The sequence below is a fragment of the Pannonibacter sp. XCT-53 genome (assembly GCF_009915765.1).
In the GTDB taxonomy this organism is placed as follows: Bacteria; Pseudomonadota; Alphaproteobacteria; order Rhizobiales; family Stappiaceae; genus Pannonibacter; species Pannonibacter tanglangensis.
The window spans coordinates 2,130,442-2,145,576 of sequence record NZ_JAABLQ010000001.1; the positions used below are offsets into that span (position 1 = coordinate 2,130,442).

At 67.7% G+C, this 15,135-nt stretch carries 18 protein-coding genes; 4 read left to right on the top strand and 14 right to left on the bottom strand.

Annotated features, from left to right (window positions below):
* Positions 1-232: 232 nt before the first annotated feature.
* Positions 233-661 carry a SufE family protein gene (locus tag GWI72_RS09440; protein ID WP_161708478.1) on the top strand — a complete coding sequence of 143 codons (429 nt, stop codon included), beginning with the start codon at positions 233-235 and terminating at the stop codon, positions 659-661.
* Here GWI72_RS09440 and GWI72_RS09445 read toward each other — a convergent pair.
* From GWI72_RS09445 to GWI72_RS09495, 11 genes are all read right to left on the bottom strand, one after another.
* Positions 627-1,436: a DUF6456 domain-containing protein gene (locus GWI72_RS09445; RefSeq protein WP_161708479.1), complete on the bottom strand. Its 810-nt coding sequence runs from the start codon at positions 1,434-1,436 to the stop codon at positions 627-629. The two genes, GWI72_RS09440 and GWI72_RS09445, sit on opposite strands and share 35 nt — an antisense overlap.
* Positions 1,433-1,807: a helix-turn-helix domain-containing protein gene (locus tag GWI72_RS09450; protein WP_209000080.1), complete on the bottom strand. Its 375-nt coding sequence runs from the start codon at positions 1,805-1,807 to the stop codon at positions 1,433-1,435. The genes GWI72_RS09445 and GWI72_RS09450 overlap by 4 nt, the downstream gene beginning before the upstream one ends.
* Before the next feature lie 737 nt (positions 1,808-2,544).
* Positions 2,545-2,961 carry a MucR family transcriptional regulator gene (locus GWI72_RS09455; RefSeq protein ID WP_161674277.1) on the bottom strand — a complete coding sequence of 139 codons (417 nt, stop codon included), beginning with the start codon at positions 2,959-2,961 and terminating at the stop codon, positions 2,545-2,547.
* A 620-nt stretch (positions 2,962-3,581) separates the two neighbouring features.
* The gene (gene mnhG, locus GWI72_RS09460) at positions 3,582-3,938 is read right to left on the bottom strand and encodes a monovalent cation/H(+) antiporter subunit G (RefSeq protein WP_161674280.1); all 357 of its coding nucleotides are present in this window, start codon (positions 3,936-3,938) and stop codon (positions 3,582-3,584) included.
* Positions 3,935-4,291, bottom strand: a complete 357-nt coding sequence (locus tag GWI72_RS09465) for a cation:proton antiporter (RefSeq protein WP_161708481.1) — start codon at positions 4,289-4,291, stop codon at positions 3,935-3,937. Before GWI72_RS09465 ends, mnhG begins: the two co-directional genes overlap by 4 nt.
* Positions 4,288-4,764 (bottom strand): Na+/H+ antiporter subunit E, encoded by a 477-nt coding sequence (locus GWI72_RS09470; RefSeq protein WP_161674284.1) that lies wholly within the window; start codon positions 4,762-4,764, stop codon positions 4,288-4,290. The genes GWI72_RS09465 and GWI72_RS09470 overlap by 4 nt, the downstream gene beginning before the upstream one ends.
* Positions 4,761-6,359 carry a Na+/H+ antiporter subunit D gene (locus GWI72_RS09475; RefSeq protein WP_161708482.1) on the bottom strand — a complete coding sequence of 533 codons (1,599 nt, stop codon included), beginning with the start codon at positions 6,357-6,359 and terminating at the stop codon, positions 4,761-4,763. The genes GWI72_RS09470 and GWI72_RS09475 overlap by 4 nt, the downstream gene beginning before the upstream one ends.
* 3 nt (positions 6,360-6,362) lie before the next feature.
* The gene (locus GWI72_RS09480) at positions 6,363-6,740 is read right to left on the bottom strand and encodes a Na+/H+ antiporter subunit C (protein WP_161708483.1); all 378 of its coding nucleotides are present in this window, start codon (positions 6,738-6,740) and stop codon (positions 6,363-6,365) included.
* Entirely contained in the window at positions 6,740-7,159 is a 420-nt protein-coding gene (locus GWI72_RS09485; RefSeq protein ID WP_161674290.1) for a Na(+)/H(+) antiporter subunit B, read from the bottom strand. The genes GWI72_RS09480 and GWI72_RS09485 overlap by 1 nt, the downstream gene beginning before the upstream one ends.
* Positions 7,159-9,549, bottom strand: coding sequence for a putative monovalent cation/H+ antiporter subunit A (locus tag GWI72_RS09490; RefSeq protein WP_161708484.1), 2,391 nt, complete (start codon positions 9,547-9,549; stop codon positions 7,159-7,161). The genes GWI72_RS09485 and GWI72_RS09490 overlap by 1 nt, the downstream gene beginning before the upstream one ends.
* 279 nt (positions 9,550-9,828) lie before the next feature.
* Complete coding sequence (locus GWI72_RS09495; protein ID WP_161708485.1) at positions 9,829-10,227, bottom strand: winged helix-turn-helix transcriptional regulator; 399 nt, start codon at positions 10,225-10,227, stop codon at positions 9,829-9,831.
* A 247-nt stretch (positions 10,228-10,474) separates the two neighbouring features.
* On the opposite strand from GWI72_RS09495, the gene GWI72_RS09500 reads away from it, so the two are divergent.
* The 3 genes from GWI72_RS09500 (at position 10,475) to GWI72_RS09510 (ending at position 13,887) form a co-directional block, all read left to right on the top strand.
* Entirely contained in the window at positions 10,475-11,329 is an 855-nt protein-coding gene (locus tag GWI72_RS09500) for an SDR family oxidoreductase (protein ID WP_161708486.1), read from the top strand.
* 276 nt (positions 11,330-11,605) lie between these two features.
* Entirely contained in the window at positions 11,606-12,463 is an 858-nt protein-coding gene (locus GWI72_RS09505) for a DMT family transporter (protein ID WP_161674298.1), read from the top strand.
* Positions 12,464-12,666: 203 nt separating this feature from the next.
* Positions 12,667-13,887 carry an MFS transporter gene (locus GWI72_RS09510; RefSeq protein ID WP_161709140.1) on the top strand — a complete coding sequence of 407 codons (1,221 nt, stop codon included), beginning with the start codon at positions 12,667-12,669 and terminating at the stop codon, positions 13,885-13,887.
* Positions 13,888-13,941: 54 nt separating this feature from the next.
* Here GWI72_RS09510 and GWI72_RS09515 read toward each other — a convergent pair whose 3' ends face one another.
* The 3 genes from GWI72_RS09515 to GWI72_RS09525 all read right to left on the bottom strand — a co-directional run bounded on the left by GWI72_RS09515 (position 13,942) and on the right by GWI72_RS09525 (position 15,026).
* On the bottom strand, positions 13,942-14,112 hold the full coding sequence (locus GWI72_RS09515) for a hypothetical protein (RefSeq protein WP_161708487.1): 171 nt from the start codon (positions 14,110-14,112) through the stop codon (positions 13,942-13,944).
* A gap of 66 nt (positions 14,113-14,178) precedes the next feature.
* The gene (locus GWI72_RS09520) at positions 14,179-14,742 is read right to left on the bottom strand and encodes a cytochrome b/b6 domain-containing protein (RefSeq protein ID WP_161708488.1); all 564 of its coding nucleotides are present in this window, start codon (positions 14,740-14,742) and stop codon (positions 14,179-14,181) included.
* Entirely contained in the window at positions 14,742-15,026 is a 285-nt protein-coding gene (locus tag GWI72_RS09525) for a PepSY domain-containing protein (RefSeq protein ID WP_161674303.1), read from the bottom strand. Before GWI72_RS09525 ends, GWI72_RS09520 begins: the two co-directional genes overlap by 1 nt.
* Positions 15,027-15,135: the final 109 nt, after the last annotated feature.

Sequence of the window (15,135 nt, forward strand, 5' to 3'; positions counted from 1 at the left end):
CGGTGGTTTGCGCCCCGCATGACCGGTCCGCTCACCTCCCGGTGAACGGTCCGGGTGACGGACAACACTGAGCGGAGATTACCGCGACGCCGCAGGCGGGCAGCTGCCCTTTCCGCTTGCGGCGTTTCTTTTTTCCGCTGATCGCCAGCAACAACCGCGCGCCGCCTTTTCCTTGCGTTGCCGGGCGATGCGGCTATATCTGCGCCCAGCGACAGCCTGTGCGGACGAGTTCATGACCACCACTCTCAGCGACATTCTTGACGGTTTCGAGTTCCTCGACGACTGGGAGGATCGCTACAAGTATGTCATCGACCTTGGCCGCGAGTTGCCCCCCTTCCCGGAGGAGCTGCGCACGGAGGCCAACAAGGTGCGCGGCTGCGTGTCCCAGGTCTGGCTCGTCACCGAGGTGACGAGGGACGCCGCCGGCGAGCCGGTGCTCACCTATCGCGGCGACAGTGATGCGCTCATCGTGCAGGGGCTGGTGGCGATCGTGCTGGCGGTCTTTTCCGGTCACAGCGCCCGCGAGATCCTGGCCACCGATGTGGACGGCCTGTTTGCCCGTATCGGGCTCAAGGACCATCTCACCCCGCAGCGTTCCAACGGCCTCAAGTCGATGGTCGAGCGCATCAAGTCGGACGCCCGCGCCGCGCTGGCGGCCTGATCCCGGCCAGCCCCAGCCCGTAGTGGCGGGCAAGCGTCGTCAGGGCCAGTCCCAGCACCACCTTGGCGGACCGGGGCGGCCAGCCCCGTTCACGCTCGACCGTCGACAGCCCCTTGAGATGGCAGCAGACGTCCACCAGCACCGGTGCGAGGCCCGGTCCGACGGCCGCCAGCGCGCTTTCGGTGCGCCGTCGCGCGGCAAGGCCCTGGTCTCCGGCCTCGACCGCCGGATGTCCCGCGCCTGCGCCGCCGTCCACGCGTTCGGTGCGCCAGCCGCCGGCCAGATGCGGCATCAGCCGCGCCCGCGTGAAATCAAGCCGCAGCCGTTCGCCGGCCTCGACCTGATCCCGGTCCAGCAGCGGCCGGCCCTCGCTGTCCCGACGCTGGGCCAGCCAGGCGAGCGGACTTTCCGACAGGTTGACCGCAGTCCGCACGGCGCCGGCCGCGCTCCCCGACGCAGGTCCTGGGTCTTTCCCGCAATCTCGTCCATCATCTGGCCCCGACGTCGGACCGGAGCCTGGCGGGTGCCGGTCCTGGTGCTGGGCGCGGAACGGGTCATCGGCCCCGCTCATGAGGCGGCGCAGATGCAGGCGGCCGGCCGTGCTCAGGGTCAGCCCCTCGGCCTGCCGCGCCGCCAGTCCCTCGGCCAGGAGATGCCGGATGAGGTCCCCTGCGGCGGCGGCATCGCCCAGCCGCGCCGTCACGGCCTCCGGCGCGAGCGGACCCGCGGCCAGCCATTTCAGCGTGCGGCGCAGCTGCGGCAGCGGCGGGGTCATCGCTGGCCTCCCCGCACCGGCGGCACCGCGCAGGGCCGGTCCAGCTGGGCAAGCCCGGCCATGGCCACCGGCGAGAGCTGCATCTCGAGCTGATCGATGAAGCGGTCGAACACCGGATCGTCGCGCAGGTCCTCGAACTTGCGGCAGGCATGGCGCACCGTCTTGCGGTCACGGCGGTAGATCTGCCCCACCTGGCCGATCGACAGGCCGAAGAGCACATGGGCCAGATACATCATCGCCTGACGCGCATCCGCCGCCGGCTTCGGGCCACGCGAGGGCTGGTAGAGCTCGTGCGGATCGACGCCGAAGCTGCGGGTGACCAGCAGCTCCGCCTGCCGCACCCGGTCGAGCGGTCCCGGATTTCCGGTCAAGATGTCCTGTCGGCGCCGCTTCCGACATGGCATGCGGCGGATATCCCCCACTTTGGCGACCTGCATCAGAATGCCTCCCGATGATAAGAAACGACTAGGCTTCTTTTCCTACATTGTAAGGCAACAATCAAAGGTGGGGGATATCTTTCCTATTAAACTCCAGATTGCAGCGCGCTTGCAGGAAAACTTATCCCCCTGCGGGCGCGGGACCGCACACTGTGCCGTCAAGGGCCAGCCGACCGACCGGCAAGCAAGAGCCGCGCCATGGCTGGCCCTGCCTGTCTCACACCTGGAGACCTCGTCGCATGCGAGACGCCCCCTCCCCCGGCTGCGGCAGACGGTCGCCGCCGGCCCTTGACCGGAACCGGCTGCTGCGCCTGCTCGCCCGGTCGGATCTCCTGCCGGCGGACTGGACGGATGACCGTCCGCTGCCACGGGCCGCGGTGCGCCGTCTCATCCTGATGCTGCGGGGGGAAAGGCGCCGGCTGGCGGCCGGTCACTGGAGCGCCAGCCTGGCGCGGGCGCTGGCGCTGGAGACGGCGCTCGCCTGCGGCTGGCCCCGGCGTGCGCCGCCGGCGCGGGCCTCGCGCAGGAAACCGGGGCCGGACAAACGGAAAGGCCGTTCCGGTTGCCCGGAACGGCCCTGACCTTGTGCTGGGCATCTTGCCCTCTTGCGACCACCGCCGGTCCGGGCGCGCCCGGGGCGCAGGCCCTCGACCGGGAGGCGCCCGGCCGTCTTACTTGGAGCGCTTGCGCTGCTGGCCGAGACCCATCTTCTTGGCCAGTTCCGAACGGGCGGCCGCGTAGTTCGGCGCCACCATCGGATAGTCCGCCGGCAGGTCCCACTTCTCGCGGTACTCTTCCGGGGTCATGTCGTAGTGGGTGCGCAGGTGACGCTTCAGCGACTTGAACTTCTTGCCGTCTTCCAGGCAGATGATGTAGTCCGGCATCACCGACTTCTTCACCGGGACGGCCGGCTTCAGCGGCTCCGGCTCCGGCTCCGCCTGGGTGCCGGACGTGCGCTGCAGCGCGTTATAGATGTCGTTGATCAAACCCGGCAGTTCCGTAGCAGCCACCGTGTTGTTGCTCACGTAAGCAGAAACGATCTCTGCGGTCAGGTCGATCAGGTTGGCGTCTACCGGATTGTCAGTCATATCTCACCCGTTTCGTATATCTTGCGAGGATTTCGCTAGCCGGACCGAAGCTTGGGACTACGGTGACCGCTCGTCAGTTCGCTGAAACTTTCTTGCGGTATCGACTGTTAAAATTTGATTCTACTGCGTCTGCAACGTTTTTCGGGTTATACAGGCGCTTATCCCAGTCGACAAGCCCTGAACAACAGGAATGAAGTAATTCTTCACGGCCCTTCAGCTGTCTTTGCAGTCTGTCTGGTCCAAATTTGTCGTTTTTGTGGAGATCCCACTGAGTAAATTGCCCGTGACGATCATGACTGGACCATCGCCGGGTCTGAGTCGGGACCGGTCGCGATTGCAGCCGGGCGCGCTCATGGCCCATTCTCGCGGCCATTGCAAGGGCTGCGTCTGCGCCGGGCAGCCCTCGTCTTCGCCGCGCCGGCCCGGAGCCTGGTCCACGCCTTCAGGAAAGGGAACCGGGCATGAAAAAATCCGGGGCGCACTGCACCCCGGATCAACTGCAACTTCTCGTCCAGTCCAGCCTTGCGCCGTATCCGTCCGCCCCTCCGCCCGTTGCGCCCCGCGCCGCGGCGCGAGCGGGGCTGGGCTGGACTGGGCTGGCCCCGGCGCTGGCGGGCCGGTCAGGCCTTGGGCTTGCCGGTCTTGCCCAGCATCTGCCGCAGCCCCTCCTGGTTCATCGCGGCACAGGGCGGATAGCCGGCGGTGAAGGCCGCCTTGGCCAGCAGATGCGCCGAGATCGGGGCCGTCAGCAGGAAGAACAGGACACCGGCGACCGCCCGGGTGATGACGTCGAGCTGGCCGGCGTCGAAGGCGAGGGCCAGCAGCATCAGGCTCGAGCCCACCGTGCCGGCCTTGGAGGCGGCATGCATGCGCGTGTAGACGTCGGGAAACCGCAGGACGCCGATGGCCGCAAGCAGGGCGAAGATCGCGCCCACCACCAGCATCAGGCCGATGATGATGTCGATGACGGCACTCATTTCATTCTCCTGTTGCGGGCAAGCCCTTCCTTCACCTCTTCGGTGATCGAGGGATCGCCGGCGGTGCCCCGGTTCAGGATGAACCGGGCCAGCGCCACGGTGGCCAGGAAGCCGACAAGGCCGAGGGTGATGGCAATGTCGATGTAGAGGTAATAGTCGGTCACAATGCCGATGATGGCGATGAAGCCGATCACCGTGCCCACCAGCATGTCGAGGGCCAGCACCCGGTCCGGCAGGGTCGGTCCGAGAACGGTCCGCACCACGGTCAGCAGGAAGGTGAGGCAGATCAGGAGCAGCGCGATCTGGATGCAGACATCGAGAAAGCCGGCTGCGAAAGTCTCGAACGGGGTCACCGGAAGGCCTCCATGATCTTGCGCTCGAAGCCGTTGCGGATGTCGGCAATCGTGCCTTCCGGATCCGGCACGTCGATGCAGTGGACGTAGAGCGTCTTGCGGTCGGCCGACACGTCGACCGACAGGGTGCCCGGCGTCAGGGTGATGAGATTGGCCAGCAGCGCGATCTCGAAGTCCCGGTCCACCGTCAGCGGATAGGCGACGATGCCCGGCGCGATCTCGATGCGCGGCCGCACCACCATCTGCGCCACCCGCCAGGCGGACAGGGCCAGCTCCTTCAGGAACAGCAGGATCAGGCTGATCACCCGGCCGGTCCGCTGGAAATAGGCGACGCCGCCGATCTGCTCGCGGATCATGTAGAGCACGCCCGAGCCCAGCACGAAGCCGAAGCAGAGATTGACCACCGAGAACGAACCGGTCACCGCCGCCCAGGACAGCGCCAGCAGGATGTTGATGAGGAACAAGCCGGTCATGCACCGCCTCCGAACACCGAGCGCAGGTAGCCGACCGGGTCAATCAGGCCGGACGCGCCACGCTGGGACACTTCCATGATCCATTCCGGCAGCAGCCCGAACAGCACGACCAGCGCCGTCAGGGCCGCCAGCGGGATCCACACGGCCGCCGTCGACTGGCCGCCGCCTGCCATGGCCAGCACGGAACCGGACGGCAGGCTTGCCGAGCCGCCATCGACGGTGCCTTCCGGACCGCCGCGCCAGAAGGCGTAGATCCAGACGCGGCCGATGGCGAGCGACGTGAGGAAGCCGGTCACCAGGATGGCAGCTGCCAGCCAGGTCCAGCCGAGCTGGAGGGCGGCATCGACCAGCATCACCTTCGGCCAGAAGCCGGAGAAGGGCGGCAGGCCGGCCACCGCCAGCGCCAGCACGAGGAACACGGCCGCCAGCAGCGGGCTTGCGCCATAGAGCCCGCCCAGCCGGCGCAGGTCATAGCTGCCGGCCATCGCGGCCATCAGCCCGGCCGCCATGTAGAGCGCCGTCATGACCAGGATCGAGTGCACCGCATAGAACACGGTGCCCGACACCGCCAGCACCGAGCCGATTGCCATGCCGGCCATCATCGAGCCGATGCCGGAGATGACCAGATAGCCGAGCAGCCGGCGCAGGTCCGACTGCGCGATGGCCCCGATGACCCCCGTCAGCATCGTCAGCGCCGCCACCCAGGCGATCACCTCGGCGAGTTCCGCGCGCGCGGCCGGCATCAGCATGACGAGCGTGCGCAGCAGCGCATAGATGCCGACCTTGGTCAGCAGGCCGGCAAAGATCGCCGCCACGACGATGCGCGGCGTGTGGTAGGACGACGGCAGCCAGAAGTTCACCGGGAAGGCGGCTGCCTTCATGGCGAAGGCAAGCAGATAGAGCACCGCAATCGTCATCAGCGGACCGCTGACGCCGCTCTCCTGCACCTTGATGGTGATGTCGGCCATGTTCAGCGTGCCGAGCTGGCCATAGAGCAGGCCGGTGGCGATCAGGAACAGGTTGGTGCCGATCAGGTTGAGGATGCCGTACTTGACCGTCCCGTCGAGCTGCGCCCGGTCATTGCCCAGCACCAGCAGGCCGTAGGACGAGATCAGCAGCACCTCGAACCAGACATACATGTTGAAGATGTCGCCGGTGAGGAACGCGCCGTTGGCGCCCGTCATCATCAGCAGGAGGAACGGGTAGAAGCCGTAGCGGCGCCCGGAGCTGTCGATGGTGATCGACGCATAAAGACCGGCGCAAAAGGCGACGATCGCGGCAACCAGGGCCAGCGTCGCGCCCAGCGCATCGACGGTGAAGGCAATGCCGAAGGGCGGCAGCCAGTTGCCCATCACCATGGTGATGACACCGCGCTTCAGCACCTCGCCCAGCAGGGCAAAGTTGTTGAGCACCAGCAGCCCGAGGAAGACGAGGCCGAGCTTGGCCTGCAGCCCCGTGTTCTTGCGCAGGATCAGGCAGATCGAGCCGCCGATGATGGTCAGGATCGACGGGGCGATCACGAGCCAGTCCGCCAGCGGAACCGGCGTCGTGAACATGGCCTTGGCGATGTCGACAGAAGTGGAATACCCGGCCATGGATCAGTACCCCTGCGGCGGCAGCGCCTCGCCCTTGGGCTCGGCGACGCGCATCTCGTTGACGTCGTCGGTGCCCAGCTCCTGATAGGTGCGGAACGCCAGCACCATCAGGAAGGCGAAGAAGGAGAAGGAAATCACGATGGCCGTCAGTACCAGCGCCTGCGGCAGCGGGTTGGCCGTTGCACCGGCGGGCACGTAGAGGTCAATCGGGATCACCGGCGGCACCTCGCGCATGAGACGCCCGGCAGTGAAGATCAGCATGTTCACCGCATTGCCGAGGATCGTGATGCCGATGAGGATGTGGATGATCTGCCGCGACAGCATCAGATAGACGCCGACGGCGAAGAACAGGCCGATCAGGATCGAGAAGCCGGCTTCCATCAGTCGCTCTCCCGTTCCTCGAGGGCAAGCGCAATCGAGCCGATTGCACCGACCACCACGAGATAGACGCCGATGTCGAAGAACATCGGGGTGGACAGGTCGACCTGCACGCCGAACACATGCACGGCCGCCCACTGGCTGGTCATGTAGGCCTGCGCCTTGAACAGGGACAGGAGGCCGGAAACGGCCGCCAGCAGCAGACCGAAGCCGGCAATGCTCATCGGATGCACCTTCAGCGCACGGCGGGCCGGCGCGACGCCGGCGGAGATGCCGTAGATCGCCAGCGCCGAGGCGGCGATCAGGCCGCCGATGAAGCCGCCGCCGGGTTCATTGTGCCCCCTGAGCAGCACGAAGAAAGAGAACAGCACCATCAGCGCCGTGATGAACGGGGCGAAGGCGCGGAAGATCACCGTACGCATCAGCGGGCCTCCACCGTCTTCTGCGCGGCCTTGGCCGCCCTGGTTGTCTTCTGGGCCGGTTCGGCCTTGTCGGATTTCGTCTTGACGCGGATCAGCCCCAGCACGGCAAGGCCGGTGAGCACCACGACCGCGATCTCGCCCAGCGTATCGAAGCCGCGGTAGTCGACGATGATCACGTTGACGATGTTGCGGCCATGGGCGATCGGGCGGCTGAACTCGGCGAAGAATTCCGACAGGCGCGCGTCGAAGGGCTGCTGCGTGATCGCCATCAGCGTGAGGGCGAAGCCGGCGCCTACCGAGGCGGCGATGACGCCGGTCACGATCTTGGAGCCGAGCGGGCGATGGTCACGCGGCGACAGGTTGAGGCGGGTCATCACCAGCGCCAGCACCACCACCGAGAGTGTCTCGATCATGAACTGGGTGAAGGAGAGATCCGGCGCACCGAAGAGCATGAACAGCGTGGCCACGGCAAAGCCCTGGATGCCGAGCGAGATGATCGCGGTCAGACGGGTCTTGGCCAGGAGCACCGCGACAAGACCCATCACGGCGATCAGGATGACGGCCCATTCGTAGAAGCGGAATTCGGGCCAGGCCGGGACGGCCGGGAAGCTGCCGGTCAGCACCTGCGGCAGCAGCAGCGCCGCTCCGGTCATGGCGAAGGTCAGCATCATGTAGGTCTGCATCTTGCCGCCCTGCAGCACGCGGGTCAGCGCGGCCGAGACGCGGACGATGGCTGCCACCACCTGGTCGAAGCCGCGGTCCGGCCCCCAGCCGATGGTCGCCAGGATCGTGGCGATCAGGCCGCGCAGCCGGTCCAGCTGCAGGAACAGCACCACGCCGAGGGCCACCGTGATGATCGACAGGATCAGCGGAGCCGAGATGTAGGGCGGGATCAGCACCAGTTCGACCGTGGTCTGCACGCCCTTCAGCGAGGACAGCATCGGACCGATGAACAGCGCCCCGGTCGTGTTCGCCATCAGCGCGGCGGCAAGGCCGGCAAGCGACAGGGCCACCGGGCCGGCCCACAGCAGGACGGGGCCTTCATGGGCATGCTTGGGCGTGTGCGTCTCCGGCCCGAAGAAGGGCTTGACCGCCACGCCGGCGGCGATGACCAGCATCAGGGCATTGCCGATCACGGCAACGATGGTCAGCGCCAGCGCGCCCTGCGGCAGGCCCCAGGTGCCATAATAGAGCACTTCCTTGGCAATGAAGCCGATGAAGGGCGGCAGGCCGGCCATCGACAGGCCGGCGAGGGCCGCGGCGGCAAAGGTGATCGGCATCGCCTTGCGCAGACCGCCGAGCTTGGTGACGTCGCGGGTGCCGGCCTCGTGGTCGATCGTGCCGGCAACCATGAACAGCGCGCCCTTGAACAGCGAATGGGCGAACAGATAGAGCACCGCGCCTTCCAGCGCCCTGTCGCTGCTCGTGCCCGTCAGCATGACGAGGAGGCCAAGCGAGGCGACGGTGGTGTAGGCCAGCATCAGCTTCAGGTCGGTCTGGCGCACGGCGAGGATCGTGCCGACCAGCAGGGTGATGCCGCCGAACACCGGCAGCACCGTCGTCCACAATTCGGTGCCACCGAGAACCGGATGGACGCGCATCAGCAGATAGACGCCGGCCTTCACCATCGTCGCCGAATGCAGGAAGGCGGAGACCGGGGTCGGTGCCTCCATCGCGTTCGGCAGCCAGAAATGGAACGGGAACTGCGCCGACTTCGTGAAGGCACCGCCAAGCACCAGCAGGAAGATCGGCAGGTACAGCGCACTGTTGCGCAGCGTGTCGCCGCTGGTCAGGACCGCGGACATCTCCGTCTGACCGGTCGCATGGATGATCAGCAGGAACCCGGCCAGCAGCGCGAGACCGCCGCCGCCGGTCACCAGCAGCGCCTGCAGCGCGGCGCGGCGCGAGGCGGCGCGCAGGTGGTCAAAGCCGATCAGCAGGAACGACGTGATCGACGTCAGTTCCCAGAAGATGAACAGGGTGATGAGGTTGTCGGCCGTCACGAGGCCCAGCATCGCCCCCATGAACAGGAACAGGAACGAGAAGAACCGTCCCTGCTGCGGATGCCCCTTCAGGTATCCGCCCGCATAAAGGATGATGAAGGTGCCGATGCCGGAAATCAGCAGCGCGAACAGCGTCGACAGGCCGTCAATGAAGAAGGACAGGCTGACGTTGTACTGCGGCACCCAGTCCCGGGCGATGGTGTAGGTCTCGCCTGCGGACACGCCGGCCAGATAGCCCGCGAAGTGCACGAAGATCAGGAAGGGCACGATCGCCAGCGGCCAGGCGGCATTGTGCTTGAGGATCCTGACGGCGAAGGGCGCAATCGCCGCAGCCGCAAAGGGCGCAAGCACGGCGAGGATGGTCATGTCGGGTGCGGCGGGCGTCATGCTCACTCTTCGGCTGGTCTCGACGGTCGGGCCGGACGGGTCCGCGTCCGAGGCTAGGAGGAGGAAGTTAAAATTTTCGGTTGAATTGGAACTTCTTGGCACCGGTTGCAAGGGACACGGGTGCGATTGGGCACGTGATTTCACGTAGCCCTTTCCCGCCGGACTGCGAGACCCGTGTTTCGCCCGGGATTTCTCGAGTACACGCTGCAAGAGGCAGGCTGCTCCGCCCGGTCAACCTTGCGTCAGGCGCGAGGTCCGCCGCATCGGCCCGCCGGCGCCTTAGGACGCGGGCCGGTCGGTCTCCCCCTGCCGGGCCTGCGCCGCGGCGATGCGGGGCATGTTGACCTCGATCCAGTCGGCCAGCACCCGCACACGCTCGCCCGCCTCGCGTCCCAGGTCGGTCAGGCGATACTCCACATGCGGCGGCACCACGGGCAGCGACGTGCGGCTCACGAAACCGTCCGCCTCAAGCTGCTGCAGGGTCTGCGCCAGCATTTTCTCGCTGACGCCGCCCACCTTGCGTCGCAAGGCGCTGAAGCGGTGCATGTCCTCCAGCAGCGCCAGCAGCACCAGCACGCCCCAGCGGCTGGTGAGATGCTTCAGGACCTCGCGCGAGGGGCAGGCCTCGTTGAACAGCACACCCTGGCGCATCAGGTCGGAGAGCGGCGCGCCGCGCATCGGACCGGCAGCGTCTCCCCTCCCGCTGCCGGAGCCGGAGCGAGGGTCAGCATCAGCGCCCGCTTCGGCTCCTGTGCCTGTGCCTGTGCCAGTCGCATCGCGCCATCGGTCGTCGGTCATGTCCAGGCCTCCGGGTTGGTGTCCTCATACTAACAAATTGGTGCGTACTTACCAAAAGAAAGTTTTGGAGTCATACCACGTCCATCGCCCCCGGCATGGGCCGGCGGGCCGCAGACGGAGCCTGATCATGATTGCCATCACCGGTGCCAGCGGCGAACTCGGCCGCCTCGTCGTCACGTCCCTGCTCTCGAGCGAACCGGCCGCCTCGCTGCGCCTGCTCGTCCGTGACCCGGCCAAGGTGGCCGATCTTGTCGCGCTTGGCGCCGAGGCCGTGGTCTTCGACTACAACCGTCCCGAGACCCTTGCGCCGGCGCTGGCCGGTGTCGACCGGCTGCTGTTCATTTCCTCCTCCGAGGTCGGCAGCCGCGCCGCGCAGCACACGGCCGTCATCGATGCGGCGAAGGCGGCCGGGGTGTCGCTTCTCGTCTACACCTCGATCCTGCGCGCGCCGCAGTCGGGCATGCTGCTGGCGGCCGAACACGCGGTCACGGAGGCTCATCTTGCCCGGTCGGGCCTGGCTCATGTGATCCTGCGCAACGGCTGGTATCTGGAGAACTTCATGGGCTCGGTGCCGGCGGCGATCGAGCATGGCGCGGTGTTCGGCGCCTCCGGTGCGGGCCGCATCTCCGCCGCCGCGCGGGCCGACTATGCCGCAGCCGCCGCCGCCGTGCTGCGGCAGGGGGCAGCGTCCGGCACGATCCTCGAACTGGCCGGCGACACGTCCTTCACCAAGGCCGATCTGGCCGCCGAGATTGCCCGCCAGTCCGGCAAGCCGGTCGCCTACACCGACATGAGCGAGGCCGCCTTCAAGGACCTGCTGGTGCAGGTCGGGCTGCCGGAGGGCTTCGCCCATGCCCTCGCCGATGCAGACACCGCCACCGCCCGGGGCGATCTCTTCGACGACGGCAAGGCCCTGTCGCGGCTGATCGGCCGCCCGACCGTCACGCTTGCCGAGGCCGTTGCCGCCACGCTGAAGCGCTGAGGCGGTCCGCCCTCGCCGCTGCGGTCCCGGACGACGGGACCGCCTGCGCCCGACCGCGGCCGGGCGGTGCCTGCCGCCCCGCCCAATTCTCTCCACCCGATCTTCCCGGCTCCGCAAGACGCCGCTTTTCCGACACGCGCGGCCGTCACAAAAGCTTCATAATTCGGGCTGGCCCTGCTATTCAGGAGGGAGTTCCCGCCGACTTGGCCCGCCCGCCCCCGACCGGACCGAAGTCTCCCCTCCGCCGGCTGTCCCGGCCCCTCCTCGAGGTCCGTCATGTCGAGCCTTGGCCTTGCCCTGGTTCTCGCCGCTGCCTTTTGCCACGCCACCTGGAACGTGCTGGTCAAGCGCGTCGGCGGCGGGCCGGAGCTGGTGTGGCTGTTCTCCGTCCTCTCCGTGATCCTGTACCTGCCGGTGGCGCTCTGGGTGATCCTGGTGGAACGGCCCTTCTTCGGGCCCTGGCAGATCCTGTTCATCTGCGGCAGCACGCTGGTGCACATGGCCTATTTCCTGTTCCTGCAGGTGGGCTACCGCAAGGGCGACCTGTCGCTGGTCTATCCGACCGCCCGCGCGACCGGGCCGCTGCTGTCCACCCTGTTTGCCGTCCTACTCCTCGGCGAACATGTGACGCCGCAGATGGCGGTGGGGGCGCTGGTCATGGTCACCGGCGTCGCCTTCCTCACGGGCGGCTTTCGCAAGGGGCGGGCCGACGTCACCACGTCGCTGCTCTTCGGCCTCGGCACCGGCGTGCTGATCGGCATCTACACGGCCTGGGACGCCTACTCGGTCTCGGTGCTGATGATCCCGCCGCTGCTGCTCGACTATGTCTCGAGCTTCGGGCGCTCGATCCTGCTCTCCCCGGTGGCGCTGAAGCGGCGCGAGCTGGTGGCCGCGCACTGGCGCAATCACCGCCTGTCGCTGCTCGCCATCGCCTTCTTCAATCCGCTCGCCTACATCCTCGTCCTCTATGCGCTCACCTTCACCCCGGTCGCCTTCGTCGCCCCGATCCGCGAGCTCAGCGTGCCGCTGACGGTGCTGGCCGGCAGCCTGCTGCTCGGCGAAGGTCACCTGAAGCACCGGCTCGGCTGGTCCGTCGTCATCCTCGCCGGGATGATGCTGCTGATCGCCGCCTGAAATGCCCCCACCATGACCCCGGTCCGACCCTGACCTTGCCCTCCCCGATCGGGGAGGATGGCCCCGGGCGGGCGGACCGTCTATCCTGTCCGGGGCGCGGGTCCGCCCCGCGCCCGTTGGTCCCGCCCCCAACTCCCGCCGCCAGTTCGCCCCTGCCCCTTCCGGAGATCGCTGTGCCCCAGGCTGCCTTTACCGACGACCAGATGCACCCGGACGGGGCCTATGCCTGGTTCCGCCTGGCGATTGCCATTCTCCTGTCCACCCTCGGCGGGGTGGGCATGTGGTCCGTCGTGGTGGTGCTGCCGGCGGTGCAGGCCGAGTTCGGTGTCGACCGGGCCGGGGCGTCGCTGCCCTACACGCTGGCGATGATCGGCTTTGCGGTCGGCAACCTCGTCGTCGGGCGCTGGGTGGACCGGGCCGGCATCATCCTGCCGGTGATCGGCTCCGCCCTGTCCCTGTCGGCGGGCTATGCGCTGGCTGCCGTCGCGCCGAGTCTCCTCGTCTTCGCCCTGATCCAGGGCGCCCTCATCGGCTTCGGCACCGCGGCCACCTTCGGGCCGCTGCTGGCCGACGTGTCGCACTGGTTCCAGCGCCGGCGCGGCATTGCCATCGCCTGTGCCGCCAGCGGCAACTACATTGCCGGCGCCCTGTGGCCGACCTTCATCAAGTGGGGGCTGGCCGCCGGTGACTGGCGCAGCACCTATCTCGCCATCGCCGTCATCCTGCTGGTCACCATGGTGCCCCTGACGCTGCTCCTGCGCACCCGCCGTCATGCCGGCCCGCTCGTCCGGCCGGGCGAGGCGGGGCCTTCCGGCGGCGGACACGGCCCGCGCGATCTTGGCCTGTCGCCGGCGGCGCTGCAGGGCCTGCTGGTTCTGGCAGGTCTTGCCTGCTGCATCGCCATGTCGATGCCGCAGGTGCATATCGTGGCCTATTGCGTCGATCTCGGCTACGGCGTCGCGCCGGGGGCCGAGATGCTGGCGCTGATGATGATGGGCGGCATCGTCAGCCGGCTGGTGTCCGGCGTCATTGCCGACCGGTTCGGCGGCCTTGTTGCCCTGCTCGTCGGGTCGGTCGGCCAGGGGCTGGCGCTCGCCCTCTACATCCCCTTCGACGGGCTGACCTCGCTCTATGTCGTGTCGCTGGTCTTCGGCCTGTCGCAGGGCGGCATCGTGCCGAGCTACGCCGTCATCGTGCGCGAATACCTGCCCGCGCAGGAGGCCGGACAGCGCATCGGCTTTGTCATCATGGCGACGATCTTCGGCATGGCCATCGGCGGCTGGATGTCGGGCTTCATCTATGACCTTACCGGCTCCTACACCGCCGCCTTCCTGAACGGCGCCGCCTGGAACCTCGTCAACGCCGCCGTCGTCCTCTCCCTCCTCCTGCGCGACAGGCGCACCCGGCGCGTTGCCATGGGCTGAGGGAGGCCAGACCAGGGAGCCAGACGGGAGAGATGCACCGGGGGCAGGAACCGGCTACCCCGCCTTCATCGCGACAACCGCGAACATCGCAATCGACACCAGCAGGAAGACGCCGGAAACCCGGGCTGACACCCGGGCCTTGTCGAACAGGGCGTCGCGCATGGCCACCGCAATCATGGCCCGGGCGACCGTCTTCTGCGGCCGCCGGTCCGGGGCGAGCAGCATCCAGACCACACTCGCAGAACCGTCACGGCCGTCAATCGCCTCGCGCGAAAGTGACGGCCGGAAGGCTCAGACCCGCTTGCGGCCGGTGATCATCGACCTGACGAGGTTCTCCCGGTGCTCCAGGCTGGCGATGCCGACCCCGGCGAGATGCAGCCCGACGAGGAGGAGCGCGGCATTGGCCAGCCCCTCGTGCAGCTCCTCGACCCAGGACACGCCCCAGAAAAGGTCGGTCGTCATCAGCACGCCCGTCGCACAGAGGCTTGCGAGCACGCCGATCAGGGCGAGGATCATGACCCCGCCAGCCGGGTTGTGGCCGATGTAGCGGCGGGCCCGGCCCCGGGCGGTGTCGACGAGAAAGCGGACCACCGTGGCGGGACGGTAGAGGAAGTCCGAGAAGCGGGCATGCCGCGTCCCGACGAGCCCCCAGACGACGCGCAGGGCCAGAAGACCGGCAATCGCATAGCCGGCGGCCTCATGCAGGGCCTGCAGCTCGTCGCCGCTCAGCCAGGCAACGGCAAACAGGACCACGAGGCTCCAGTGGAACAGGCGCACGACCGGGTCCCAGACCCGGACGGTCGCCGGCAGCAGCGCGCTGCTGCCGGCAGGGTCGGCCTGCGAGGGCCCGCGCATCAGTCGTCCTGACCGCTCTTGAGGATCTCGCCCGTCGCCGGATGCACATGGGCCTCAAGGCGCATGCCCTTGGCGTCGATCGCATAGACCTCGTAGACGCCGTCATCGATCTCGACCTTGCGGACGTCATACCCGTCCGCCTTGAACTTCGCGGCGATCTGTTCCACCGACAACCACTGGTCCTTCGGCACGTTGACGGGCAGATTGACATCGGAGGCGGAGGCGCCGAGCGGGGCGGCGGCGACAGCGGCCAGAAGGCAGGAGGCAATCAGGATCTTGCGCATGGTGTGGTTCCTTTCCAGGGCAGGCGGCGGTGTGCCGCCCGATGGAACGCCTTGTCGCACAGGGGCCCTGACAGCCGGCTGCCGGCAGCTGTCAGGGATTTGTCAGCTT